General features: G+C 55.2%; 15 protein-coding genes. 8 read left to right on the top strand and 7 right to left on the bottom strand.

Going from position 1 to position 23,390, the window contains the following annotated elements:
* Positions 1 to 165: 165 nt before the first annotated feature.
* Together AAC019_RS02490 and mdoH are read left to right on the top strand one after the other, a co-directional pair.
* Complete coding sequence (locus AAC019_RS02490; protein WP_339896978.1) at positions 166 to 1,800, top strand: glucan biosynthesis protein; 1,635 nt, start codon at positions 166 to 168, stop codon at positions 1,798 to 1,800.
* Complete coding sequence (gene mdoH, locus AAC019_RS02485; protein ID WP_339896977.1) at positions 1,772 to 3,703, top strand: glucans biosynthesis glucosyltransferase MdoH; 1,932 nt, start codon at positions 1,772 to 1,774, stop codon at positions 3,701 to 3,703. Before AAC019_RS02490 ends, mdoH begins: the two co-directional genes overlap by 29 nt.
* A 75-nt stretch (positions 3,704 to 3,778) precedes the next feature.
* On the opposite strand, the gene AAC019_RS02480 is transcribed toward mdoH, so the two are convergent.
* From AAC019_RS02480 to AAC019_RS02455, 6 genes are read right to left on the bottom strand one after another with little or no spacing between them, the layout of a single operon-like run.
* A complete protein-coding gene (locus tag AAC019_RS02480) occupies positions 3,779 to 5,503 on the bottom strand; it encodes a BatD family protein (RefSeq protein WP_339896976.1) in 1,725 nt (574 codons plus the stop codon).
* 6 nt (positions 5,504 to 5,509) lie between these two features.
* Entirely contained in the window at positions 5,510 to 7,483 is a 1,974-nt protein-coding gene (locus AAC019_RS02475) for a VWA domain-containing protein (RefSeq protein WP_339896975.1), read from the bottom strand.
* Positions 7,480 to 8,526, bottom strand: a complete 1,047-nt coding sequence (locus AAC019_RS02470; RefSeq protein ID WP_339896974.1) for a VWA domain-containing protein — start codon at positions 8,524 to 8,526, stop codon at positions 7,480 to 7,482. The genes AAC019_RS02475 and AAC019_RS02470 overlap by 4 nt, the downstream gene beginning before the upstream one ends.
* Positions 8,519 to 9,052 carry a DUF4381 domain-containing protein gene (locus AAC019_RS02465; protein ID WP_339896973.1) on the bottom strand — a complete coding sequence of 178 codons (534 nt, stop codon included), beginning with the start codon at positions 9,050 to 9,052 and terminating at the stop codon, positions 8,519 to 8,521. The genes AAC019_RS02470 and AAC019_RS02465 overlap by 8 nt, the downstream gene beginning before the upstream one ends.
* 2 nt (positions 9,053 to 9,054) lie before the next feature.
* Positions 9,055 to 10,014: a DUF58 domain-containing protein gene (locus AAC019_RS02460; RefSeq protein ID WP_339896972.1), complete on the bottom strand. Its 960-nt coding sequence runs from the start codon at positions 10,012 to 10,014 to the stop codon at positions 9,055 to 9,057.
* A 9-nt stretch (positions 10,015 to 10,023) separates the two neighbouring features.
* Complete coding sequence (locus tag AAC019_RS02455) at positions 10,024 to 10,983, bottom strand: MoxR family ATPase (protein WP_339896971.1); 960 nt, start codon at positions 10,981 to 10,983, stop codon at positions 10,024 to 10,026.
* A 421-nt stretch (positions 10,984 to 11,404) separates the two neighbouring features.
* Here AAC019_RS02455 and AAC019_RS02450 point away from each other — a divergent pair, with 421 nt between their 5' ends.
* The 4 genes from AAC019_RS02450 (at position 11,405) to AAC019_RS02435 (ending at position 19,284) form a co-directional block, all read left to right on the top strand.
* Positions 11,405 to 16,243 (top strand): NAD-glutamate dehydrogenase, encoded by a 4,839-nt coding sequence (locus AAC019_RS02450; RefSeq protein WP_339896970.1) that lies wholly within the window; start codon positions 11,405 to 11,407, stop codon positions 16,241 to 16,243.
* Positions 16,244 to 16,457: 214 nt separating this feature from the next.
* Complete coding sequence (locus AAC019_RS02445; protein WP_339896969.1) at positions 16,458 to 17,945, top strand: NAD-dependent succinate-semialdehyde dehydrogenase; 1,488 nt, start codon at positions 16,458 to 16,460, stop codon at positions 17,943 to 17,945.
* Positions 17,946 to 17,956: 11 nt separating this feature from the next.
* On the top strand, positions 17,957 to 18,202 hold the full coding sequence (locus tag AAC019_RS02440; RefSeq protein WP_339896968.1) for a DUF2835 domain-containing protein: 246 nt from the start codon (positions 17,957 to 17,959) through the stop codon (positions 18,200 to 18,202).
* Between the two features lie 47 nt (positions 18,203 to 18,249).
* Positions 18,250 to 19,284 carry a quinone-dependent dihydroorotate dehydrogenase gene (locus AAC019_RS02435; protein ID WP_339896967.1) on the top strand — a complete coding sequence of 345 codons (1,035 nt, stop codon included), beginning with the start codon at positions 18,250 to 18,252 and terminating at the stop codon, positions 19,282 to 19,284.
* Between the two features lie 215 nt (positions 19,285 to 19,499).
* Here the strand turns inward: AAC019_RS02435 and rmf are convergent, their stop codons facing one another.
* On the bottom strand, positions 19,500 to 19,706 hold the full coding sequence (gene rmf, locus AAC019_RS02430) for a ribosome modulation factor (RefSeq protein WP_041524671.1): 207 nt from the start codon (positions 19,704 to 19,706) through the stop codon (positions 19,500 to 19,502).
* Between the two features lie 720 nt (positions 19,707 to 20,426).
* Here rmf and rlmKL point away from each other — a divergent pair.
* Entirely contained in the window at positions 20,427 to 22,673 is a 2,247-nt protein-coding gene (gene rlmKL / locus AAC019_RS02425) for a bifunctional 23S rRNA (guanine(2069)-N(7))-methyltransferase RlmK/23S rRNA (guanine(2445)-N(2))-methyltransferase RlmL (RefSeq protein WP_339896966.1), read from the top strand.
* A gap of 21 nt (positions 22,674 to 22,694) precedes the next feature.
* Positions 22,695 to 22,970 carry a hypothetical protein gene (locus AAC019_RS02420; RefSeq protein ID WP_339896965.1) on the top strand — a complete coding sequence of 92 codons (276 nt, stop codon included), beginning with the start codon at positions 22,695 to 22,697 and terminating at the stop codon, positions 22,968 to 22,970.
* Positions 22,971 to 23,390: the final 420 nt, after the last annotated feature.

Genomic DNA, 23,390 nt, shown 5'->3' with positions numbered 1-23,390 from the left:
AGACTGGTTTGATCAAAAAATAGGCCATATTGCTTTGTTTTGCTGTATTTTATGGCAGATTTTTGCGTTTGCCCAAAATTGACGCGTTAGTTCGTGCTGGCAAGCAAATTGCTCTTGTCAGGTTTCTGGTTGTTATTCGATTTACCCATTATCCAGGAACAAACTATGAGCGAAGCGTCGAACACCATTGGCGAGCACCGTGCGCTGCCTAACTTGCCGCTGGTTAAACGGATTATTTACGGTACCTTGTTTTTCACTTGTCTGGCGCTTACGGGGGTGTCGCTGCCAGGCGAGGCGCAACCTGCACCCGAGGCAGCTGCCAGCACGGCCGATGTTGTGTTTGCCACCGTTAAAGAGCGCGCCAGATCGCTCGCCGGCAAAGCCTATCAAAAACCCGAGCACAATGTCCCCGACGCCTTAGCAAACATGAACTACGAGCAGTATCGCTCCATTCACTTTCGGCGCGAAGCGGGGTTGTGGCAGCACAACTCTCTATTTGAAGTTCAGTTTTTTCACCCGGGCTTTTTTTACAATGAGCCGGTTACCATAACCACGGTCGACAAATCCGGTAGCAACGCGCGCGTGCCGTTTAAGTCTGAGTATTTTCGCTATGGCGATCAAGCCAAGCCGGTGGCGGATGCGGTGACCGAAGATCTTGGGTTTGCCGGGTTTCGGGTGCACTATCCGCTAAACGAGGCAGACCGTAAAAGTGAGTTTGTGGTGTTTCAGGGGGCCACCTATTTTAGGCTGGTAGGGCCCGGGCAAGTGTACGGCTTGTCGGCACGTGGTTTGGCGGTTGATACCGCCGAAGGCAGTGGCGAGGAGTTTCCGGTTTTTCGCGACTTTTGGTTGCTGCAGCCCGATCAAGAGCAAACCCACATGACCGTAATCGCCTTGATGGACAGTCCGTCCATCAGTGGTGCTTACCGGTTTACGCTGGCGCCCGGGGCACCTACCGTGGTTGACGTGGATGCGGCGCTGTACCCGCGCACAGACATTAACAAAGTAGGTGTGGCGCCGCTTACCAGTATGTTTCATCACGGGGAAAACAGCCCCAACTACGTCGATGATATTCGCCCCGAAATACACGACTCTGACGGTTTGTTATTGCATAGCTCTCAGGGGCAGTGGATATGGCGGCCGCTGAGTAACCCCAGGTCGTTGCGGGTATCGTCGCTGCAAGACAATAACCCTAAAGGTTTTGGATTGCTCCAGCGCGATCGGGAATTTACCAGTTACCTCGACGCCGAAGCGCACTACTCGGAGCGCCCCAGCCTGTGGGTAACACCCAAAGGAGAGTGGGGTGAGGGTAGAGTCGAGTTGGTAGAGATACCCACCAACACCGAAACCAATGACAATATCGTTGCTTATTGGGTGCCAAAAAAACCATTGCAGCCCAAAGCCGAACACCTGTTCTCTTATCGCTTGCGTACCTTCGAGCAGCGTTTACCCAGCCAGCAGCTAGCGCAGGTTGAGCGCACCCGCACCGGTTGGGCGGCGATACCCGGTCAGGAAGACGGCCCGCCGCGCTCACATCGAAAATTCGCCATCGATTTTACCGGTGGTGAGCTTAGCAATATCTCCCCTGAAGCTGAGTTGCAAGCCAAAGTAAGTGCCTCCGGAGGTGAAATCACCCATGTGGTGGTCGAGCCATTGCCCGTCGCCGGAACCTGGCGGGTAGCCTTTACGTTGATTCCCGAAGGCGAGGGGCCTGCCGATATGCAGGTGTCATTAACCATGCGTGACCAACAACTGAGTGAGGTATGGAGCTATGTCTGGTACCCCGACACTGTGCAGTAAAGCCAATATGGGCCAACAGGAGGCTTTTGTGCCAGACACCGGAGCAGAAATTAAGTTATCAGGTATTTTGGCCCGCCGGGTGCTGTTTTTAACGCTGGTACTGATACTCGGTGCGCTCGGCATCGGTATGATGTTTGAAATCTTACGCCCCAACGGGGTGACAGTACTAGAAATTAGCTTGCTGGTGCTTTTTGGTATCACCTTTTTGTGGATTGTGTTTGCTTTTACCAGCGGTGCTATTGGTTTTGTGCTGCAGCTAATGCGCCTCGACCCTTTAACTTTGCGCAAACAAACCTCGGTCCCTAACCCAAGTGCGGCGGTAAACACTCGCACAGCGGTTATTATGCCTGTGTATAACGAAGACACGGCACGGGTTATCGCCGGCTTTGAGGTTAGCCTGCGATCGCTTGAAGCAACAGGGCAGCTTGAAGCCTTTGATTTTTATCTGCTGAGCGATACCCAGGACCCTGACATTGCGCGGGCCGAAGCCGGTGCCTGGCAACAATTGTGTAACCGCCTTGGGCCACTGGCAAGTCACGTTCACTACCGTCGCCGTACGGTTAATAGTGGCCGTAAAGTCGGCAATGTGAGTGACTTTTGCTGCCGCTGGGGCGATGCTTACGAGTCGATGATTGTACTGGATGCCGATAGTGTGATGACCGGCGAGTGCATGCTGTCGTTGGTGCACGCCATCGAGCAAAACCCCAGCGCCGCTTTGGTACAAACCGTCCCCATCCCAGTGCGCCAACAAACGATGTTTGGTCGTTTTTTGCAGTTTGCGGCTGATTTGTACAGCCCCATGCTGGCAACTGGTTTGGCGTTTTGGCAAACCGATACGGCCAACTACTGGGGGCACAATGCCATCATCCGAATCGAGCCCTTCCTGCAGCACTGCGGCTTGCCCGAGCTTAACGGGCCGGGCCCTTTTGGTGGGGAAATCCTCAGCCACGACTTTGTCGAGGCTGCTATGCTGCGCCGCGCGGGGTGGAATGTCATATTGCTGGCCGATGCGCGGGGCAGCTTTGAAGAGGTGCCCAGCAATTTACTGGATTACGCGACGCGCGACCGCCGTTGGGTTCAGGGCAATATGCAGCACCTGGCGTTATTAACCGGCTCGCGGTTGCACGGGGTTAATCGCCTGCACTTTTTACTGGGCGCGGTGGCTTATGCGTCATCGTTGTTGTGGTTGCTGATGCTCGCCCTAAGCACTATCGACGCGGTAGTTCGCGCCTTGTCGAGTAATGTGTTTTTTACCTCGGGGTTTCAAATGTTTCCCAATTGGCCGATTGCTAAAACGGGTTTAATTTTCTCGCTGCTGAGCTTTACCGTGGCGCTTCTAATTTTGCCCAAAGTGTTTGGTGTTGTTATCGCTTTACTGCAGCGGCGCTCTCAGTTTGGCGGCGCTTGGCGGTTAACGCTCGGAGCTTTTATCGAGACACTGTTTGCGATATTGATTGCGCCATTGATGATGGTGTTTCACGCTTATTTTGTGGTGTCGGTACTTATTGGTCATAAAGTTAGCTGGAACGCACAGGCCCGGGAGGGGCGAATGGTGCCGTGGGGTGAGGCGTTCTCCCATACTTTTCCCGCCACGTTTGTGGCCATTGTGTGGGGTGCACTTACCTACGTTCTTACCCCGGTCTTTTTTTGGTGGATGACACCGGTATTAGCTGGTCTCGTGTTGGCCGCGCCTATTGTTCGCTACAGCAGCAGTTTAGCGTTTGGCTTGTGGCTGCGCGATGCTGGTATTTTTATTGCGCCCTCCGAGGCTGAAGAGCCTACGGTGTTGTCTGAGTTAGCCGTGAGCTTAAAGGCAAATGGCAGCGATTACCCCAACGTGCCCGAGCCGGCAACGCCGCCTTCACGCTGGCGCGAAATGCCGATTCAGAGCTTTGCCAAATAATTTATTTAGCCGTGCAAAAAAAGGCCACCACTTACGTGGTGGCCTTTTTGGTTGTGGAGCGGGCTGGGTAAACGGTTAGCTGGGGTATAAAGGCGCGAGGTTTGCACCCGCGGCATCCCGCTTTTTTACGCGCTGCTTTTGAATCAGCGGCAGGAGCTTGCCCGGGTCAAATTCATGGCCGGCAGGGTGGTAGATCGCCTCATCGAGCAGGCGCAGTTGCTTTAAAAGCTCTTCGTGCTCTTCACTATCTGATAGCTGCGCAATGCGCTCTAGCCGGTTAATGGGTTGTTGATAGTGATGCTCTGCCCAGCGTAACAGCGCGAGTCGCAGCTCCGGTAAGTCTTTTTTAGCGGCGGTTTTTTTCACGCTGCGCCAATCGCCATGATCCGTTTTGTGGGAGGTATGTTGCGGCGTTTGATAGCCGCGCTTACGGGCACTCAAGTACAGTGCTGTCATCACCAGTAATAACAACAGCGTAACCCCCTGCGAAATAAGCAGCCAGCGCGGAACGCTACCGATGCTATTGGTGCCGGCCGAATCCGCGGCTCCCGCTGCCGAGGGGCGCTCAGGTGCCGTGGCGACGGCGGGAGAGTTGCCACCCACCGGCATGCTTGTCTGTGTTTCTATGGCAGGTAAGCGGGCTGTTTCAAACTCACCGGTTGTGGTGTTAAACCATTTTAGTTCGATAGGTGGCAACGTCTTGCGGCCGGCTGTGCTTGGCACCATGGCGATAGTATCGGTGCGCTCGCTGCTAATGCCGGTGGCGCTGCGGCGTTCTTCGGTTTGTGGTTTGTCAGCGTACGTGCTAAATCCGTCAACATCCGCACTGGTAATGGGCGGCAGCTGGCTTGGGTGCAGCCCCTGCGCGGTGAGGGTGATCCGGCGGGTCATAGGCTCGCCGGCGGTTAACGACTGCGGGTCGTGGCTAAAGTGCTGGCTTAACTTGATATCACTGGCCGGCAGCCAGGGCCCACTGCCATTCGCGGCGGGTATGGGTTTTACCTCTAGGGTAACCGGTGAGCTGCGCCCGCGCCGCACATCGCCGCCGCCAAAGCTTAACATCGACCGGCGGTTAGAGCGCAGGCGCACCGCATAGTCCACTGCCGGAATGGTAAGCGTGCCGCTTTTTTGTGGGTAAAGCGCCAATGTTAGCTCGTAAACGGCGTAGGGTGTACCGGACATCTCGGTGACATACTTGTCTTCGGTAATGGCCTCTACCAAGGCGTCATCGAGGGTGAAATCTGATATTTCCTGCGCGTCAAAATTTGATCGGGAATAAATTTTTGCCTTAACGATTGTCTGCTCTTGTACATAAACACTGGGTTTTTCCGGCTCGATCGTCATAAACAGCTCGGACCCTGCCGCCGCCGGGTTATCGGGCGCTTCGCTAACCGAAATCGAGATCGACTCCGAGTGCGTCCCGGCCACCCGGACGCTGGGCACAACCAGTTGCCCCATTCGTTTTGGGGCGAGTGTTAAATTCCACTCATAATAAGCATCGTGTTTGCCATTAATATTGGTGGATTTTTGCGTGCGATAGCTTGCCAGGATTTCAAAGTCGCGCTGTAGCGGGGAGAAGTCCGGTTCAGAGTTATAATCGCCTCCCCGTAAACGAAACGTAACGTTAAGCTGATCATTGATACTGATCTCGGTGCGGTTCGCCTGGGCGCTTAGGGTTGCGCTCAAGGCGCTGTTTGACAGGCTAAAGCAGGTCAGCGCAACGGCCAATAATGCCAGCCAGCGCCAAGCTTTTGCGCTTGTGATAAATACCTGTAAATTTGTAGGGGTACTGTTACTCATTGCGTATCACCAGCGTTGTTCGGAATTGCCAAAAGTGTTGAGCTTTTTTTCTTGCCGCTCTTGGCGTTGTTGATTGTACTCATAACGAAACTTATTGCGCAGCAAACCCGACGGGTCGTCAGGTATTTGGCGCAGCCATTGCTCGGTCGCCTGCCGCGCTTCTTGCTCTTCGGGCGTCAGTGGCTCTGGCGGTGCCTCAAGCTGCTGCATTTGGGCTTCGGCTTCCTGGTCGCCTTCAGTTGCTTCATCGCCAGTCGTACTGGAGGCGGACGATGCCTGACTCTGCTCGGACTGTTGCTGCCCGGTGGCCCCGGACGACGACTGCCCTTGCGCTTGGTTGTCTTGCTCTGGCGAGCCGCTGCCGGCCGACGAGGCGGCCGAGTTTTGCTGCTCAGACTGACCCGTCTGATCTTGTGGGTTTTGTGAGTTATTGCCGGCCGATGAGCTAGCGCCTGAGTTTTGCTCAGACTGGCTATTCTCGCCCTCTTGGTTTTCCTGGTCTGGTTGCTTCTGTTGCTCTTGCTCTTGCTGGCTCTGATCTCCGGCGGAGGAGTTCTCGCCCGACTGATCCTGACTCTGCTGATTTTGTTGTTCTTGCTGTTGCTGCTGCTCTTTAAGCTTTTCGATAAGCGTTTTGTTGTCTTTGGCATCCTGCAGGCCGGAGTCCGCGGCAAGCGCCTGCTCGTAGGCTTTGATTGCGTCGTCCAGTTGCCCGCTGCGGGCTAAAGCATTGCCGCGATTGTAGTGGGCGAGGGCGCTATCGCTCTGGGCAAACGTTTTTGCGGCACTGGCAAAATCGCCCGCTTTATATTGTGCAGTACCCTTCCAAAGCGGGTCGTTAAATTCGCTGGCGGCAGCGGCGGCGTCACCGGCGTCAAGGGCTTTTGCGCCCCGCTGATCGGGCGTTAAAAATACGCTGTCGAGTGGCGCCGCCTGTAACTTATTAGAGTGCAAGGTAAGCATCGGCAGTAGCAGGACGGCGACGATCAGCCCACGCCGAAAACTCAACAGTACAACCGGCAGTAGCAACAGCACTAACAGTGGCCCGCGGTCGAGCCACTGATCCATTTTTTGCTTCAGGTTGTCGCTTTGTTTTGCCCCGTCAAAGCTTGTGTTGGTGGGGTTTAGGTACTCTATGTCTTGCTGATCGATGGTGTTGCTGATGTAACGGCCACCATTTTGTTGTGCCAGCTTTTGCAGCTTCGCACTGCCCAGACGCGCGATAACCACATCATTGTTGGCGTTGCGCACAAACCCACCGCGGCCGGATGGAATCGGCGCGCCGGCATCGGTGCCCACACCCAAAATAAGTAATTGGATACCGCTGTTTTTTAACGCCTGGTTAATGTTGTCGGCTGCCGATTCGGTCACCTCATCGGTTACCAATAAAATGTGCCCGCGCGCATAACCGGCGTCGTTAAACATTTGTAGCGCGCGCTCAACAGCGGCCTCGGGCCGGCTGCCGGGTACCGGCATAATGGCCGGGGAGAGTGTCGGGAGCAGGCTGGCAATGGTGCGGGTGTCGTCCGTTAAGGGTGTTACCAGGTGGGCGTCATCGCCGTACACAATAAGCGCAGTTTCACCCTCGTCACGCACTTTAAGCAACTCGGCCACTTTGAGCCGGGCGCGCACCAAACGGCTGGGCTTAACATCTTCGGCTACCATCGATGGGGATAAATCGAGCGCGATGATCAGCGCGTTGGCTTGACGATGCACCGGCGAGCTCTGACGCTCCCAGGCGGGCCCGGCAAGGGCGATGCACGCGACCGTCAAAGCCAGGGCTATGGCCATAAGCCCGAGGCGAGAATTACGCTGACTGGCGCCGTCTATTAAGTGCGTTAGCAACTCGGGCGCGATCAGTTGTTGCCAGCGCGAATGATTGGCCCGGCTGCGCCACAGGGCAAGCACTATTATGGCCACCGGAATAATCAGCAACAGCGCCCACGGGCGTAAAAAGTGAAAGTCGGCTAACCAGCTCATCCGTTTACCCCCTTTGCTTGTGTTTGGGTACGCTCAGTGCGGCGGGTCATCGGTATAAACGTTAGGGCAAGTAAAAGTGCCAGCGTTAAGGCTAGGCCCAGTGGCCAGTAAAACAGGCGTTTGCTGGGCCGTACTTTTAGCTCATCCAGCTCGATTGGCTCCAGGGTGTCTAAACGTTTGTGAATCAGCTCCAGCTCTTCGGTGGTGCGGGCGCGAAAGTATTGCCCGCCGCTGAGTTCGGCGATTTCCTGCAGGGCTTTTTCATCCAAATCCCGCGAGGGGTTGTAACGCCTTGGGCCAAGAGCGGTTTGTACAATCTGCTCGTCGGCGCCAAAGCCAATCGTGTAAATTTTAACACCCATGTCACGGGCTTTTTGTGCGGCCTCCAGAGGCTCGGTTTGGCCCGCCGTATTGGCGCCGTCGCTTAGCAGGATAATACGGCGGCTGCCCTCGGGGCGATCTTTTAAACGTTTTATCGCCAGGCCAAGTGCGTCACCAATCGCCGTTGCCGAGCCGGCAAAACCGATTTGTGACTCTTGCAGCAGTTGGTTTACGGTGGCCGTATCGTAGGTTAAAGGTGCTTGTAGGTAAGCTTGGTCGGCAAATAAAATTAAGCCTAAGCGATCGCCCTGACGTTGCTCGGCAAAATCGCCAATAACCGCTTTTACCGCGTCGAGCCGGTTGTAGCTGCGATTTTGAAACTGCATGCTGGCTACGCCGGGTGGCAGCATGTCTTTTTCATCCATACTTTTGGATATATCCACCGCCAGCATTAAATCCCGCCCGGTGTAAGGTAAGGACTTTGCCTCGCCTAACCATTTGGGGTCGGCGGCGGCAATGACACACAAGGCCCAAATTAACCACAGCAATAGGTAGTGAAAACGGTTTGTGCTACGTGCCTGGTGTTTAATACTCAGCTCGTTAACCTGATCAAAAAATGGCACTTGTAGCGCAGCCTCCTGTTGCTGACGCGCTGGCAAAAAACGAATCAGCAAAGGGGCGGGTAGTAGGGCTAATAACCAGAGCCAGCCAAACTCAAACATCAGCGCGCTCCTTTTGTGTTGTGTTATTAACCTTTTTGCGGTTTTTAGAAGCTACCGGTTTTTGTTGTTTAACCCAACGCCGCGCAAGGTTTAATACGGCTTGTTGCTCCAGCTCGGGGTTGGCTTGATAAGCGGCATCACCCAGTGCCTGCCCGGCGCCTTCGCAAAACTCGTTAGAGCTTTTAGTAAAAGTTTGATCCAGGTATTCAAGCCACGCGTAGCCGCTTAGGTGACCGGGTTTATGTGTTTTGTCACTCTGGATGGCAACGCGTTTAAGGATTGCATTTACCCGCTCGATAAAGTGGCTATTACTAAGCTGGGCATTGCGTAAAGCGTGTAATTCGGCGGCCGCTTGTACCCGATAGCGACGTGCGTTTTGACGTTTTTTTAGCCAGTAAGCCAGTAGCGCTAAAAGGATAATGCTCGCGGCGATAATAGCCCACCAGCCGGGGGCTAGCGGCCACCAGGAGACGGGGTCGGGTGTATGAATATCTTTTAACTGGGCCAGTGGATCGTTTGGATTCATGGTTACTGCTTGCGCTGACGGGTTGTTTGTCGCCGCTGGCGAGCAAAGCGTTGGCGAAGTTGTTCGACGGGGTCGTCCTGTGTGCTTATCTCAATAACTTCCAGACCAAGGCGTTGCGTGGTTTGCTGGAGTAGCTGCTCGCGTTGCTCGCTGAGTGCGCGATACTGCTGTTGAAACTGCCGGTCACCTACCGGTAATAATTGTCGCTCCTGACCGTTGGTAACGGTTAGTTGGCCGGCCCCGCTAATGCTGCTTTCCAGCGGGTCGGTTGTGCGTATCAAGGTAATATCCAGGTGCCGGTGTAAGTGAAACAGTTGTTTCTCGGCCTCGGCATCCAGGTCGTGTAAGTCACTCACAATAAACAGCGCCGAGCCTGGCTTGGCAATGCGCCGGGTGTCTTTTAGCATTTGCGCCAGACTTAACGGGCCATGGCCGATGGGGCTGGTAAGTTTATGGTTAAAGCTTTGCAGCAGCTGAAGCGCGGCCAACACATTGTGCTTGCTGCGCTTGGGGCGCAGATCGCGAAAATCAGTGTGGTTAAATACCAGTGCACCTAAGCGGTCGCCACCCTCGAGTGCCGCCCAACTTAATAGCGCGCTTATATGGCAGGCCAGCACCGACTTAAAACAGTTAACGCTGCCAAAAAACATACCCGGGCGCTGATCGCAAAGAATGTACACGGGCCTTTCGCGCTCTTCGCTATAGAGCTTGGTGTGCGGTACTTGCGTGCGGGCGGTGACGCGCCAGTCAATCGCGCGGATATCGTCACCCGCTTGATACAGGCGCACTTCTTCAAAGTCGACACCACGACCGCGAAACCGGGTGCGCAATCGGCCGCTTTGCATACTTTTGGCCGTTCGGCGGGCAAACAAGTTTAGCTCGCGGGCGCTAAAGCGGGCGCGCAGTAAGCTGGCCATATCGCAATAGGCGCCGCCGGTGTGTTGCTCTTTAGGCGCAGTCATTAATACACCTTATGCAACCGGGACGTAGGCAAGCAGTTGGTCGATAACATCATTAGCGGTTGTGCCGGCCGCTTCTGCCTCAAAGCTTAATATTAAACGGTGGCGTAAGCAGTCGTGAATCACTGCGGCGACATCGTCGGGGCTGACGTAATCTTTGCCGGCGAGCCAGGCGTGGGCCCGGGCGCAGCGCTCCAGCGCAATGGTGCCGCGCGGGCTGGCGCCATACTCTAATTGATCGGCCAGGGCCTCGCTGTAATCGGCGGGGCGGCGGGTGGCGTTAATCAGCTGAACAATATACTCCTCCACCGAATCGGCCATATGCAGCCCTAAAATGTCCCGGCGCGCCTGTAGCAATGTCTCTTGCGTAATGGGCGTTGGCGGGGTGGCGGCACTGGCGGTAGCTTCGGCGCGGATAATGGCCAAAATCTTTCGCTCGGCGGCGATATCGGGGTAATCGACGTTCACATGGAGCAAAAAGCGGTCGAGTTGAGCCTCGGGCAACGGGTAGGTGCCTTCCTGCTCGATGGGGTTTTGGGTTGCCATAACCATAAATAGCGGCGGCAGTGGGTAGGTTTTGTTGCCCACGCTGACCTGGCGCTCGGCCATGGCCTCTAGCAGTGCCGACTGCACCTTGGCCGGCGCTCGGTTAATCTCATCGGCCAGTACCAGGTTATGAAAGATTGGCCCGGCCTGAAACTCAAAGCTGCCGTGCTCGGGGCGGTAAATATCGGTGCCCGTGACGTCGGCTGGCAGTAGGTCGGGGGTAAACTGAATACGGTTAAAGTCTCCCTCGATGGCATCGGCCAAGGTTTTAATCGCCTTGGTTTTTGCCAGCCCCGGCGCGCCTTCTACCAGTAAATGGCCATCGGCAAGCAGCGCGATCAGGAGCCGTTGTACCAGGTGGGGCTGGCCCACAATTTGATCGTTAAGCCAGTGCGTTAGCGCTTCGATGTGTTCTTGTGGCTGCATGAGACGAAACCTTCGTTGTAAATATACCAGTGGGAGGAGCTCGTCAGGTCGGTTGCCACTCGCTGGTATTGGTTATCACGTTTATTGGACTTTTGAACTGGCGCCTAGCATAGCGTTATCTGTAGTTAACACAAAGCCTTGCCTGCCAAGCTGACAAAAACGCTCGACGAGTCACGGATTAACCGCAGCGCAAGGGGGCAATTGTGATGGCACTCAAATCAAAATGTCAGGCCGTAGACTGACAAATGTGGCGTCAGTTCCTTAAAAATCAAGGTGTCGTGCGGTTTATTGTTACCCTTGGTGCGCCTAAAAAGACACAGGTAATATTTCTTAGTGATTACCTCGGCTATTTTATACATCTTGGTGTCGCCTTTGCTAAGGTAAGAGCACGAGTTGTCCAAACACAGGAGTACCCAGCGCGATGAGTAACGTGGATGTTTTTTCCAGTGCCGATGAAAGAGCCACGCAAGAGGTCGTTAGCGCGGTCACCGCTAAGGCTGAGGCCGGGCAGAGGCAAGCCTGTGAAAACTGGTGTTGGTTGTTTTTTAGGCATTTTGCCAGTGCTGACTTTGATGGCCGCGCACTGAATGATGTGGTGGCGTTACTGAATTGCATCTGGCGTCAGCTGCAAGAGGTGTATAGCTTCCCCAACCTCCATGTGTTTAATCCAGAGGTTGCCAGTCACGGTTTTAGCAGTGGCCATACAATATTGCTGGTGCATCAGCGCGACATGCCATTTTTGGTCGACTCGGTGCGCTTGGAGCTGACCGCCCGCAACATACCTATATACAGTGTTAAAAGCACACCTTTTGCCGCCGGGCGAGACACCGGAGTACTACAAAGTGTCGAGCCTTTAAGCAACCAGGACGCGCCCGCCGAGGCGCTGTTGTATTTTGAAATCGGCACCATCACCGATGAATCGCTGTTGCGTGAGCTAGAAGAGGCTCTTAAAGAAGTGTTGGGTCAGGTGGTGCAGGTGGTTGAAGACTTTCAGAAGTTAAAAGCCTGTGCCCAGCAAGTGGCCGATGAGCTACAGCCTGTGCTGGATATTAAGCAACTGCACGGTGTGGCCGGAGCCCAGGAGTTTTTGCGCTGGTTAATGGCCGATCATTTTACCTTTTTAGGTTATGCCGAATTCGACCGGGTAGAGCGCGATGGCACACAGGTGCTACAGGAAAATACCAGTCGCCGGTTAGGTTTGTTTGATGATGGCCGGCCGCGCAAAATCAAAACCTTTGATGGCTCCAACCCCGGTATTGAGCGGTTTTACCTGTCGCCGGCGGTTATGGCGTTTAGCAAGTCGCCCGAGCTTAGCCGGGTGCACCGTCACGTATACCCGGATTATGTCGTGGTCAAACGGTTTACCGTCGATGGTCAGGTGTGTGGTGAGGCGCGTTTTTTAGGTTTATACACCTCGTCGGTGTACTACGATTCGCCAGAGAAAATCCCCCTGGTGCGAGATAAAATTACCGAGTTGCGCCAGCGTATCGGCCTAAACCCCTGGACCCACGAAGGCAAAGCTCTGGCGCAGGTGATTGCCACATACCCGCGGGATGAATTGTTTCAGGCCAGCACCGCCGAACTGTACGACACCATTACCGGTATTCTTGCCATTGGCGAGCGTTATCAGGTGCGTGTTTTTGCCCGCGCCGACAGGTTCGGAAAGTTTTTAAGTTGTTTAATATTTATCCCCCGGGATTTATTTTCAAGTGCGGTGCGCGAGCGCATTCAAAATTATATTGCGCAAAAAATAAAAGCCTGCGATCAACAGTTTAATACCTATTTTTCCGAGTCGGTGTTGGCCCGGGTGCATCTGGTGTTTCGCCTGCCCAACGACAGCGATGTGACATTCGATATGGCCGAGCTAGAGCAAGGCGTAGCGGCCGAAGTTAGATCCTGGGAGGACGACTTATACCTGGCGTTAAACGAAGCCTACGGCGAGGAGCGCGGCTGGAAGCTTCACCAAAAATACCGCCACAGCTTTGGCCACGGTTATCAGGAGTATTACCGTGGGCGCGATGCCGTAAACGACATTGCGGTATTAGAAGAGCTGGTTGGCGGTGACGAAGATTTGGCCGTGGAGTTCTCCGAGGGTAACGACGACCGGTTTCGCTTTAAGTTGATGCACCGCGGTAGCGCTGTGGCGCTATCCGATATTATCCCGCTGGTGGAAAACATGGGGTTGCGGGTTATTGCCGAGCACCCGTTTATGATTGAGCACGCCTCGGGCACCCGGGTCTGGCTGCACGATTTTACGCTGCAAAGCCAAAATGAGGAGGCAAGCTTTAGTCCGGCTCTGGCGCAGCGCTTTGAAGACACTATCGTGGCGCTCTGGCGCGGGCGAGCCGAAAACGACAGCTTTAATCGACTGGTGGTTGATGCCGGCCTCGATTGGCAACACGCTGACATGCTGCGCGCTTATGCGGCCTATTTACGCCAGACGTTGGTGAGCTATACCTTAGATTACACCGTCGATGCGCTGGCGACCCACGCGGATATTACCGCGCAACTGTGCGAATATTTTGCGATCAAGTTTTGTCCCGATTGGAGTGCCCGTGAAGATGCGGAGGATACCTCCCGCGCCGCCGCTATGGCCGAGGCTGAGGGGGGCATCCAGCGCGCGCTGGATGCGGTGGCCAACCTCAACCAGGATAGAATTATTCGCCATTACCTAAGCTTGTTAAAGGCGAGTGTGCGCTGCAATTTTTATCAGGCCCGCGGGCGTGATTTTTTTGCGGTAAAACTCGCCTCGCGCGAACTGGCCGATATCCCCGAGCCCAAGCCTTTGTTTGAAATATTTGTCTACGGCAAACGCTTTGAAGGCGTGCATTTACGCGGCGGTAAAATATCTCGCGGCGGCCTGCGGTGGTCTGATCGGCAGCAGGATTACCGCACAGAAGTGCTGGGGCTGGTAAAAGCGCAGCAAGTTAAAAACGCGGTGATTGTCCCCAGCGGCGCCAAAGGTGGCTTTGTCTGTAAGCAAGCCGGCAAGCTTAACCGCGAAGAGTTTATGGCCGAGGGGGTGGCCTGTTATCAGCAGTTTATTCACGCATTGCTGGATCTAACTGACAACCTTAAAGACGACAGTATTGTCTCGCCAGAGCGGTTGATCAAATACGACGAGAATGACCCTTACCTGGTGGTTGCCGCCGATAAAGGCACGGCCAGTTTCTCGGATAAAGCTAACGCCATCGCCGCCGAGCATGACTTTTGGTTGGGCGACGCATTCGCCTCGGGCGGTAGTCACGGCTACGATCACAAAGCCATGGGCATTACGGCTAAGGGCGCTTGGGTTGCCGTACGCCGACACTTTAAAGAGTTGGGTATCGATGTTCAGGCTACCCCTTTTAGCGCTATCGGTATCGGCGATATGGGTGGCGATGTGTTTGGCAACGGGATGCTGTGCTCTAACCAAACAAAGCTTTTGGCCGCGTTTAACCACCTGCATATTTTTATCGACCCCAACCCAGACCCACAAAAAAGCTTTGCCGAGCGCGAGCGGCTGTTTAATATGCCCCGCAGCAGCTGGCAAGATTACAGCGAGGATTTGATTAGCAGCGGCGGTGGTGTTTTTTCCCGCAGCGCTAAAGCCATTGCGATTAGCGCTGAAATGAAAGCTTGTTTTGCTCTTAGTGCCGACTCGCTTACGCCGGATGAGTTGATTCATCAGTTACTGCAGGCACCGGTCGATTTAATCTGGAACGGCGGCATCGGCACTTACGTTAAAGCGCAGCAAGAGTCGCACGCCGAGGTTGGTGATAAATCCTCTGATAACTTACGCGTTAACGGCGCCCAGTTGCGCTGCAAGGTCTTTGCCGAAGGCGGCAACCTGGGGATGACGCAGCGTGGCCGGGTGGAGTTTTGTGCAAAGGGTGGCGCTTGCAATACTGACTTTATCGATAATTCCGCCGGCGTGGATTGCTCTGATCACGAGGTCAATATCAAAATTCTGCTGGCCGATTTGCTCAAGCGTGGCGAGCTTGAGCAAGAGCGCCGCGATGATTTGTTAGTGTCGATGACCGATGAGGTGGCCGCCAGTGTGCTAACCCATAATTATCATCAGACGCAGGCCATTAGTTTGGCCGAGGACGATGCCTTGGCGCGCAGCGCCGAGTATCGCCGTTTTATTAACTTTTTAGAAAGTGAAGGTAAGCTCGATCGTAGCCTTGAGTTTTTGCCCACCGATGAAGAACTGGTCGACCGGCAGGGCAAAGAGCAGGGGCTAACCCGCCCCGAGCTATCGTTGCTTATATCCTACGCCAAAGTCGATTTAAAAGAGCAGTTGGCGAGCTCCGTTATTGTGGACGAGCCGGCCGTTAAAACGTTGTGTGCCGAGGCGTTTCCGCAACAGCTGCGCAACACCTATCCAGATGCCATCGAGCGGCATCAGTTGCGCCGCGAGATTATTGCCACTCAGCTTGCTAACGAGTTGGTTAATCGTCAGGGCTTTACTTTTGTGCAGCGCTTGCGCGACGCCACCGGCGCCGACTCGGCACTGGTGGCCAGTGCCTATCGTGTGGCTCGGGAGATCGAGCAGGCGCCACAGAGCTGGGCGGCGCTTGAGGCGCTGGACTTTAGCGTATCGGCCGCGACGCAAACGGCATTAATGCAAGAGTTAATGCGCCGGGTAAGGCGCACCACGCGTTGGTTTTTGCGTAACCGCTCGGGTGAGCTCGAAATAAGCGCCGAGATCGCGTGCTTTGCCAAGGCGGTACAGGCGGTTCGGGCTACGTTACTGAACGTAATACCCGAGGCGGCCGAGGCCTCCTGGCGTGAGCGAATCGAGCACTTTACCGCTCAGGGCGTAGAGCCAGAGCTTGCCGAAGATACAGTATCGCCGGGGTATTTGTACTCGGGGCTCGCTGTGGTTGAGGTGGCGTATCGCTGCAAGCGGCCACCGGAGGTTGTCACCGAGGTGTATATGGCGTTAATCACGGCCCTGGAGTTGGATGGTTTTGCCCGCCAGCTGATTGGTATCCGGGTTGAAAATTATTGGCAGGCACTGGCTCGCGAAGCCTATATGGATGATTTGGAATCTGAATTACGCCGCATTAGCGCCAGCCTGGTGTCCAGCACCGATAACGACCCAGAGGCGGCGCGGCAGGCGGTAACCCGCTGGTGTGAAATTCATCGCGCCGATATTGATCGCTGGCTAGCGATGGCCGGACACGTGCGGGCCACCCAAGTGGTGGATTACGCGATGTTTGCGGTGGCCCTGCGCGAGCTTACCGGTTTGGCCCGCTCGGGCAATGACAGCTAGTGCCTTTTAAATGTGTGATCCGTCGAGCCGGAAAGGAATTTGCTTACTGTTTTTAGTATCGGGCCGTTAAACCGGAGCCGGTGCGCAACACCGGCCATAGCCGGGCTCTCGGTTGCTTGATGGTTGTAGGTTTAACGCCGCTTTTTGCAATACTTTTTGCAATAGTTGCTAACGCATCGGTTTAACCGTTACACAGATTAACTTGAGGTCAGCCATGAACATGACAGCAGCGACACCCGCCATATCGTTACAGACTCCGGCCCTATGGCACGAGCAGTGTTTTTACGCCGGGCAATGGCAAACAGGTGGGGCGGGTGAGGGTATCGAGGTGGTTAACCCCGCTACCGATAAAGTGATCGCACGAGTGCCGTCCTTGTCGCAAAGCGAGCTAGAAAAGGCATTAATCGCCGCCCAGCAAGGTTTTGAATACTGGCGAGCCCTAACGGCACTGGAGCGTTCGGCCAGGCTGCGCCGCTGGTTTGAATTAATGCAAACGCACAAAGAAGACTTAGCGCGCATTATGACCGCCGAGCAGGGCAAGCCGATTAACGAGTCCCGTGGCGAGATCGATTACGCTGCCTCCTACATTGAGTGGTTTGCCGAAGAGGCGAAACGCGGCTACGGCGAGATGATCCCGGCGTCTAAGGCCGGACAGCACTTGTTAGTCCGCCCCGAGCCTATTGGGGTTAGTGTGGCCATCACCCCGTGGAATTTTCCCGCCGCCATGATTACCCGCAAAGCGGCCGCCGCGTTAGCGGCAGGGTGTTCGATGGTGGTTAAGCCGGCCTCTATGACACCGCTCAGTGCGCTTGCTTTGGCCGATTTGGCCGAGCAGGCGGGTATCGACAAAGGCGCTTTTAGCGTAGTCACCGGCGATTCGGCAACAGTCGGCAAAGTGTTTACCGAGTCGCGGTTGGTTAAAAAGCTCAGCTTTACTGGCTCGACGAGTGTGGGGCGCAAACTTATGGAGCAGTGCGCTCCCAACCTGCAAAAGCTATCGTTAGAGCTTGGCGGCAATGCTCCCTTTATAGTTTTTGATGACGCCGATGTCGAGCTGGCGGTAAAAGGCGCTATTGGCTCTAAATTTCGCAACACCGGGCAAACCTGCGTCTGCCCCAACCGCTTTTTGGTGCAAGCGGGCATTCACGATACCTTCGTGGCGGCGCTTAAAAAGGCAATGAGCGAGTTAAAAGTTGGCGACGGTTTTGATGAGCAGGTGCAGCAAACCTCGCTCATTAACGCCGGCGCGGTAGATAAGGTTAAGTGCCACTATCTGGACGCGTTAGAAAAGGGCGCCGAATGTGTGCTGGGCGATGAGCCGGGTACCTTGGCGCATAATCGCGTGGCGCCCATCCTGCTAACGGGCGTAACGCCAAAAATGCAGTTGTGGCAGGAAGAAACCTTTGGCCCGGTGGCGCCGGTGTTACAATTTACCATCGAGGCCGAGGGCATCGAGCTGGCTAACGCCACCCCCTTCGGTTTGGCCGCGTACTTTTACACGCAGAACCTGGATCGCTCCTGGCGTGTCGGCCAGGCGCTAGAGTCTGGCATGGTGGGGGTTAACGAGGGCGGTATCTCCAATGCCATGGCGCCTTTTGGCGGTATCGATCAATCCGGGTTTGGCCGCGAGGGTGGCCGCCAGGGCATGCAAGAGTATCAACAGTTAAAATACTTGTGCTACGGCCCCGCCAGTAGTGACTAAGCGATGAGATAATGACCCAAGGGCCACTTAGCCAGCTGGAATTTAGCTTAAACATCAGTGCCGAGCAGCTGGAGCTGTATTATCGCGGCAGTGTCCGCGAGGTGCTGGCCCGCACTAACGATGGCCGCCGCTTGCGGTTTCCCTTGTCGCTACTGCGGCCATACGTCACCTACAGTGGGGTGCAAGGGCGGTTTCGTATTCTTTTTGATCAATCCAAGCGCTGCGAGCGATTGGAAAAAATCGACGCCGGGCGCTAATTTCAGTATCCTTGCGCCGTTTTTGACGAATTAAGCGAGTAATTGCCATGTACCACGCCGTACGTAACCTGTTGTTCCGTCTTAACCCCGAAACCTCTCATGAGCTAAGCCTGGAGTGCCTGGGGGCGGCGGAGCGTTTAGGGGTAACCCGTTTGATGGGCAGCGTGCCCGATGACCCGGTCGAGGTGATGGGGCTGCGCTTTCCCAACCCGGTGGGGCTGGCGGCGGGGCTGGATAAAAATGGCGACTACTTTAACGCGCTGGGCGCCCTGGGCTTTGGCTTTGTCGAGATCGGCACCATTACGCCCTTGCCTCAGCCGGGTAACCCCAAGCCGCGTCTGTTTCGGTTAACCGGGCATCACGCCATTATTAACCGCATGGGGTTTAACAACAAAGGCGTGGAGCATTTGGTGGCCCAGGTTAAAAATCGCCGATACGACGGTATCCTAGGGATAAACATAGGTAAAAACGCCAAAACACCTGTAGAGAACGCCCTGAGTGATTACCGCGCCTGCCTGCGCAAAGTGTACGCTCTGGCCGATTACGTCACGGTTAACGTCTCGTCGCCCAATACCCCCGGCTTACGCAATTTGCAGTTTGGCGAGAGCCTGACCGAGCTATTGGCCGGTATTAAACGAGAGCAGCGCAAACTAACCGACGAGCAAGAGCGCTACGTGCCCATCGCCGTGAAAATAGCGCCGGATATGGACGAGGCCGAAATAGCCTCGGTCGCCAAGACCCTGCTTAAGCTAGAAATCGACGCCGTTATCGCCACCAACACCACCATTGGCCGCGAGGGCGTAGAAACCGACCCGCAACACACCGAGGCGGGCGGTTTGAGTGGCGCCCCGGTACGGGATAAAAGCACCGCGGTGATCGCGGCGCTGGCCAAAGTTCTCGATGGCCGCATTCCCATTATCGGTGTCGGTGGTATTGACAGTGCGGCGGCGGCGGTAGAGAAAATGGCCGCCGGGGCGAGTTTGGTGCAGGTGTATTCGGGCTTTATTTATCAGGGGCCTGGGTTGGTTAAAGAGTGCGCCGAGGCGGTGGCAAAGTATCGCCGCGAGCAAGCGGGCTCGTAAGTACGCAGGCAAGGCGATGGGGTGTAGGGTGGCCCCGTGAAAAGGTACTGGAAACATCAGGGCGGTAAAAGCGGCGGGCTAAAACGTAAAAGGCCCGCGCTGGGCGGGCCTGATCTGCGGGTGGCAGATCCTGAGTCTTTTACAATGAGTCTTTCTGTAATGCCATTTTTAATGCAGTGTTACGTAAAGTCGTCGTTGTCTTATGGCCTCAGTTGTTAATGGAGGTTGCTCAGCTTTTGCACCTGTGCCGCGCGATTAAACCCGTCCCATTGATCGGTGCGCGATTCGCGCCAGCCGCTCATCCATTGCTGCCGTGTAAGGCCGGTTTCATGGGGGCATATGCTTCTGGATCGCCCGTCAATTCCGGCCTGATAACCTTTACCGAATGCTCGTTCAAGTTGATCACGTTTTTGGCGTTTCATGCTTTGCAATACCTCTTCGGTTGCCCTATGAGCGCGCCGTTTGAGCGTTAGCTTAGTTGATGCTCATCTGTGCCGAACACTGTGTCAGACCCCAGAGCCGGCGTCGCTCCCGTAGTGTGATTGAGAAAATTGCGAAAACTACCATCTCCTGTGTCTGCGGCTAGCCGTAAAGTTAGCCTTGGTGAACGTTAGCCACTGCCAGGCGGCGGTTGCCGGCCTGTGATTCAGCCCAGGGCCAAGTGCAGTGGCGGCCGGTAGACCAGCTGTGAGCCCGGCGCCAAGTTGCTGGCGTTGCGGCGGGCAAAACCCATGTGCCGGGTGTTTGCTGTTACCGCGAGCCGAGCCGGGTACGGCCCGATCGTGGTAAGCCGCTAACTTGGGCTGCGCAACCTGTGGGCCGGTGTGGCTCCGATCCCCCGAGGGGAGTGTTGGTAGCAGGGCGCAAATCCCCATGACGCTCACTCACTGAGTCGGGCGTCAAGCTTGGTGTATGGCGTACATAGCTGATCTGGTTGTCCGCCGTTGCCGGTAGGAATTTACCGACATGCGCTGTATGATTTTCAGCGGCGGACAGCCAGTACACCAAAATCTAGCGGCGCTGTGAACGAATTAATTTTTATAGCGGTAGACGTTAATAGATCGCAAGGGTCTTAGGTTTACCGTCATTTTACGGAACCGTCCGGGGCAATTATGGTCTCGGCGGCGAAGATAATCAGGCCTATGCTTGGTTTTACTAGTGTTGAGATAGCTTACCCCATGATTGCCGACCATCAATTTTTTGCCACTTGCCCGAAGGGGCTCGAATCACTCCTGCTGGATGAGCTGAAAGCGCTCGGCGCCGAAGACGTCCGCGAGACCATTGCGGGTGTGTACTTCTCGGGCGACATCAAAAAAGCTTACGAGGTGTGCCTGTGGTCGCGTCTGGCAAACAAAATCTTGATGCCGCTGGTTCAAGAGCGAGTCGATACCGCCGATGATTTATACCGGGTCGCGCGCGCCATCGACTGGACACAATACCTTAAGCCAAGCGGTACGCTGTTGGTGGATTTTAGCGGCGAGAGCCGCTCGATTCGCAACACGCAGTTTGGTGCGGTAAAAGTGAAAGACGCCATCGTCGACTGTTTTCGCGACGAAACCGGCGAGCGGCCCGACGTGGCAAAGCGCGATCCGGATTTGCGGGTCAACGCGCGGTTGGCCCGGGGCAAAGTGACCATCGGGCTGGATTTGTGTGGCGAGAGTTTGCACCGCCGCGGCTATCGTAAATCACAGGGTGAGGCCCCGCTCAAAGAAAACCTCGCCGCCGCCATTTTAATGCGCGCCGGCTGGGGCACCAGTGGTGCCCAAGAGGCGCTGCTGGATCCCATGTGTGGCTCGGGTACGTTTTTGATTGAGGCGGCTATGATCAGCGCCGATATCGCGCCGGGCTTAATGCGCACGGGCTTTGCCTTTGAGCGCTTACTGAATCACGATGCCAACCTCTGGGCCGAGCTGCGCGAGCAAGCCCAGTCGCGCAAGCGCAAAGGGCTGGAGCGCGAGTTGCCGGAAATTCGCGGTTACGATGCCAACTTAGCCGTAATACGCGCCGCCGAAGAAAACATCACCCGCGCCGGTTTTGATGATTGGCTGCGGGTTACCCGCAAAGAGCTACGCGAGTTTGTTAAGCCCACCCACAAAACATTAGAGCACGGCATTATCGTCACCAACCCACCTTACGGTGAGCGCTTGGGTGAGATTGAAGCCATGAAGAGTTTGTATCGCCATTTGGGCGAGCGACTGCGCGAAGAGTTTACCGGCTGGCGCGCGGCAATTTTTACCGGCAACCCAGAGCTTGGCAAGCAAATGGGTGTGCGGGCGCAAAAAAAATACAAACTGTTTAATGGCACCATTGCCAGCGAGCTACTGCTGTTTTCTATCGAGCCGCAATACACCGTGCAAAACCGGGCGGCCGATGTAGATGCGCCCGATGCCGACTCTTCGGCGCCGGTCGCGTTAAGCAACGGCGCGCAGATGCTGGTTAACCGCTTGCAAAAAAACAGCAAAAAACTTAAATCCTGGCGCAAGCGCAGCGGCGCTACCTGCTACCGCTTGTACGACGCCGATATGCCGGAATATGCCTGCGCCATCGATGTGTACGAAGGTGTGGTAGACGGTACCAACACCATTCGCCGCCAGGTGCATGTGCAAGAGTATCAACCGCCGCGCTCGATTGATGAAAAAGCCGCGGCCGAGCGCTTTCAGGAAATTCAGGCCGCCGTACCGGTCGCGTTAGATGTCGCGCCCGAGTCCGTTAGCTTTAAACAGCGCCGGCGCAATCGCGGTGTTATGCAGTATGAAAAACTTCACGAAAAGCCCATGGGTGAATTGCTACAAGTGCAAGAGGGCAATGCCAAGCTGCTGGTTAATTTGTGGCAGTATCTGGATTCCGGTTTATTTTTAGATCACCGCCCGCTGCGCCTGCGCATTGCGAGCGATGCCAAAGGCAAACGCTTTTTAAACCTATTTTGCTATACCGCGGCCGCCAGCGTGCAGGCCGCCCTTGGCGGGGCGCGCTTTACCCTAAGCGTGGATATGTCGCAAACTTACCTAAACTGGGCGAGCCGCAATTTGGCCATGAATGGTTTAAGTGAGTCGCGCAACCGGCTAGAAAAAGCCGACTGCGTTAAGTGGTTAAAAGAAGCCGAGCAAAAATTTGATTTGATTATGCTCGACCCGCCGAGCTTTTCTAACTCTAAAAAAATGATCGATGTATTAGACGTGCAGCGCGATCATGTAAGCTTAATCGATCAATCCATGGTGCTGCTGGACGAGGGCGGGGTGCTGTATTTTTCCAACAACCTGCGCAGCTTTAAACTCGACAGCGATGCCCTCAGCCGGTATCAGGTAGAGGATATCTCGGCCGCGACTATCGATGATGATTTTTCCCGCAACCAAAAAATCCACCAGTGCTGGCGCATCACCCGCCGCTAGTGGTTGGCGGCACACGGCAACATGAGCTTTAAGCGAGCAGCCAACTACCTGTGGCAACGCAACCCCATCACCCGCGTGCTATACGCGCGGGCCGACCGGGGGTTAAAAATCATCGCCCTCAGTTTAATCGTGGTGCTGCTCACGGCGTTACCCTACGGCATTACCAGTAGTTTTGGTTGGGCGGTTTCAGTCCGTACCGAGTTGGCGTGGTTGTTTGCGCTAGGGGCGGCGGTGGCCCATGTGGGGTTTGTGGTGGGGTTGTTGTTGTTGATTTATGATCGGTTGTGGCGGCGGTAGGTTAGGGGGGGGCGCTAACGCGGGTTTTTTTATATGCCCGAGTCGCCGGGCGTGGCGAAGTACTTTTCGTTTCGCGACGAAAAGTACTCAAAAGGCGCGCCCCCACATATCCAGCCCTTCGGGTCCCCTCACTCCGGCTGATTTTAACGGCACGGATTGACAGGGCGTCCATGCCTTGACAATCCTCTCGCACACGTCCTGTGTGCTCAACCGATAAAATAAGCCTCCATTCGGCTGTATCTACGGGGGAGTTCAAAACATCACTTCGTAGCTGGCAGGATCGATGAAATACCACCTTTTATCGCCTCACACGTCATGCCGGCCTTGAGCCGGTATCCAGTGGCTTTTTTGCTACGAAGCGCTTTGGTGCCGTATGATCACACTGGTTGAACGCACCTCGAATGCCCTAAATCGTTGAGC

This window comes from uncultured Gilvimarinus sp. (assembly GCF_963975215.1).
GTDB lineage: Bacteria > Pseudomonadota > Gammaproteobacteria > Pseudomonadales > Cellvibrionaceae > Gilvimarinus.
The sequence above is the reverse complement of the archived record's forward strand: the minus strand, read 5'-3'. Positions and strand labels throughout refer to the sequence as shown.

Coding starts and splice junctions, on each gene's coding strand:
- AAC019_RS02480 (WP_339896976.1), bottom strand. CDS start 5,503: ATGAGTAACAGTACCCCTACAAATTTACAGGTATTTATCACAAGCGCA.
- AAC019_RS02460 (WP_339896972.1), bottom strand. CDS start 10,014: ATGACTGCGCCTAAAGAGCAACACACCGGCGGCGCCTATTGCGATATG.
- AAC019_RS02470 (WP_339896974.1), bottom strand. CDS start 8,526: ATGTTTGAGTTTGGCTGGCTCTGGTTATTAGCCCTACTACCCGCCCCT.
- AAC019_RS02435 (WP_339896967.1), top strand. CDS start 18,250: ATGTACCACGCCGTACGTAACCTGTTGTTCCGTCTTAACCCCGAAACC.
- AAC019_RS02450 (WP_339896970.1), top strand. CDS start 11,405: ATGAGTAACGTGGATGTTTTTTCCAGTGCCGATGAAAGAGCCACGCAA.
- mdoH (WP_339896977.1), top strand. CDS start 1,772: ATGTCTGGTACCCCGACACTGTGCAGTAAAGCCAATATGGGCCAACAG.
- rmf (WP_041524671.1), bottom strand. CDS start 19,706: ATGAAACGCCAAAAACGTGATCAACTTGAACGAGCATTCGGTAAAGGT.
- AAC019_RS02490 (WP_339896978.1), top strand. CDS start 166: ATGAGCGAAGCGTCGAACACCATTGGCGAGCACCGTGCGCTGCCTAAC.
- AAC019_RS02465 (WP_339896973.1), bottom strand. CDS start 9,052: ATGAATCCAAACGATCCACTGGCCCAGTTAAAAGATATTCATACACCC.
- AAC019_RS02445 (WP_339896969.1), top strand. CDS start 16,458: ATGAACATGACAGCAGCGACACCCGCCATATCGTTACAGACTCCGGCC.
- AAC019_RS02455 (WP_339896971.1), bottom strand. CDS start 10,983: ATGCAGCCACAAGAACACATCGAAGCGCTAACGCACTGGCTTAACGAT.
- AAC019_RS02440 (WP_339896968.1), top strand. CDS start 17,957: ATGACCCAAGGGCCACTTAGCCAGCTGGAATTTAGCTTAAACATCAGT.
- AAC019_RS02420 (WP_339896965.1), top strand. CDS start 22,695: ATGAGCTTTAAGCGAGCAGCCAACTACCTGTGGCAACGCAACCCCATC.
- AAC019_RS02475 (WP_339896975.1), bottom strand. CDS start 7,483: ATGAGCTGGTTAGCCGACTTTCACTTTTTACGCCCGTGGGCGCTGTTG.
- rlmKL (WP_339896966.1), top strand. CDS start 20,427: ATGCTTGGTTTTACTAGTGTTGAGATAGCTTACCCCATGATTGCCGAC.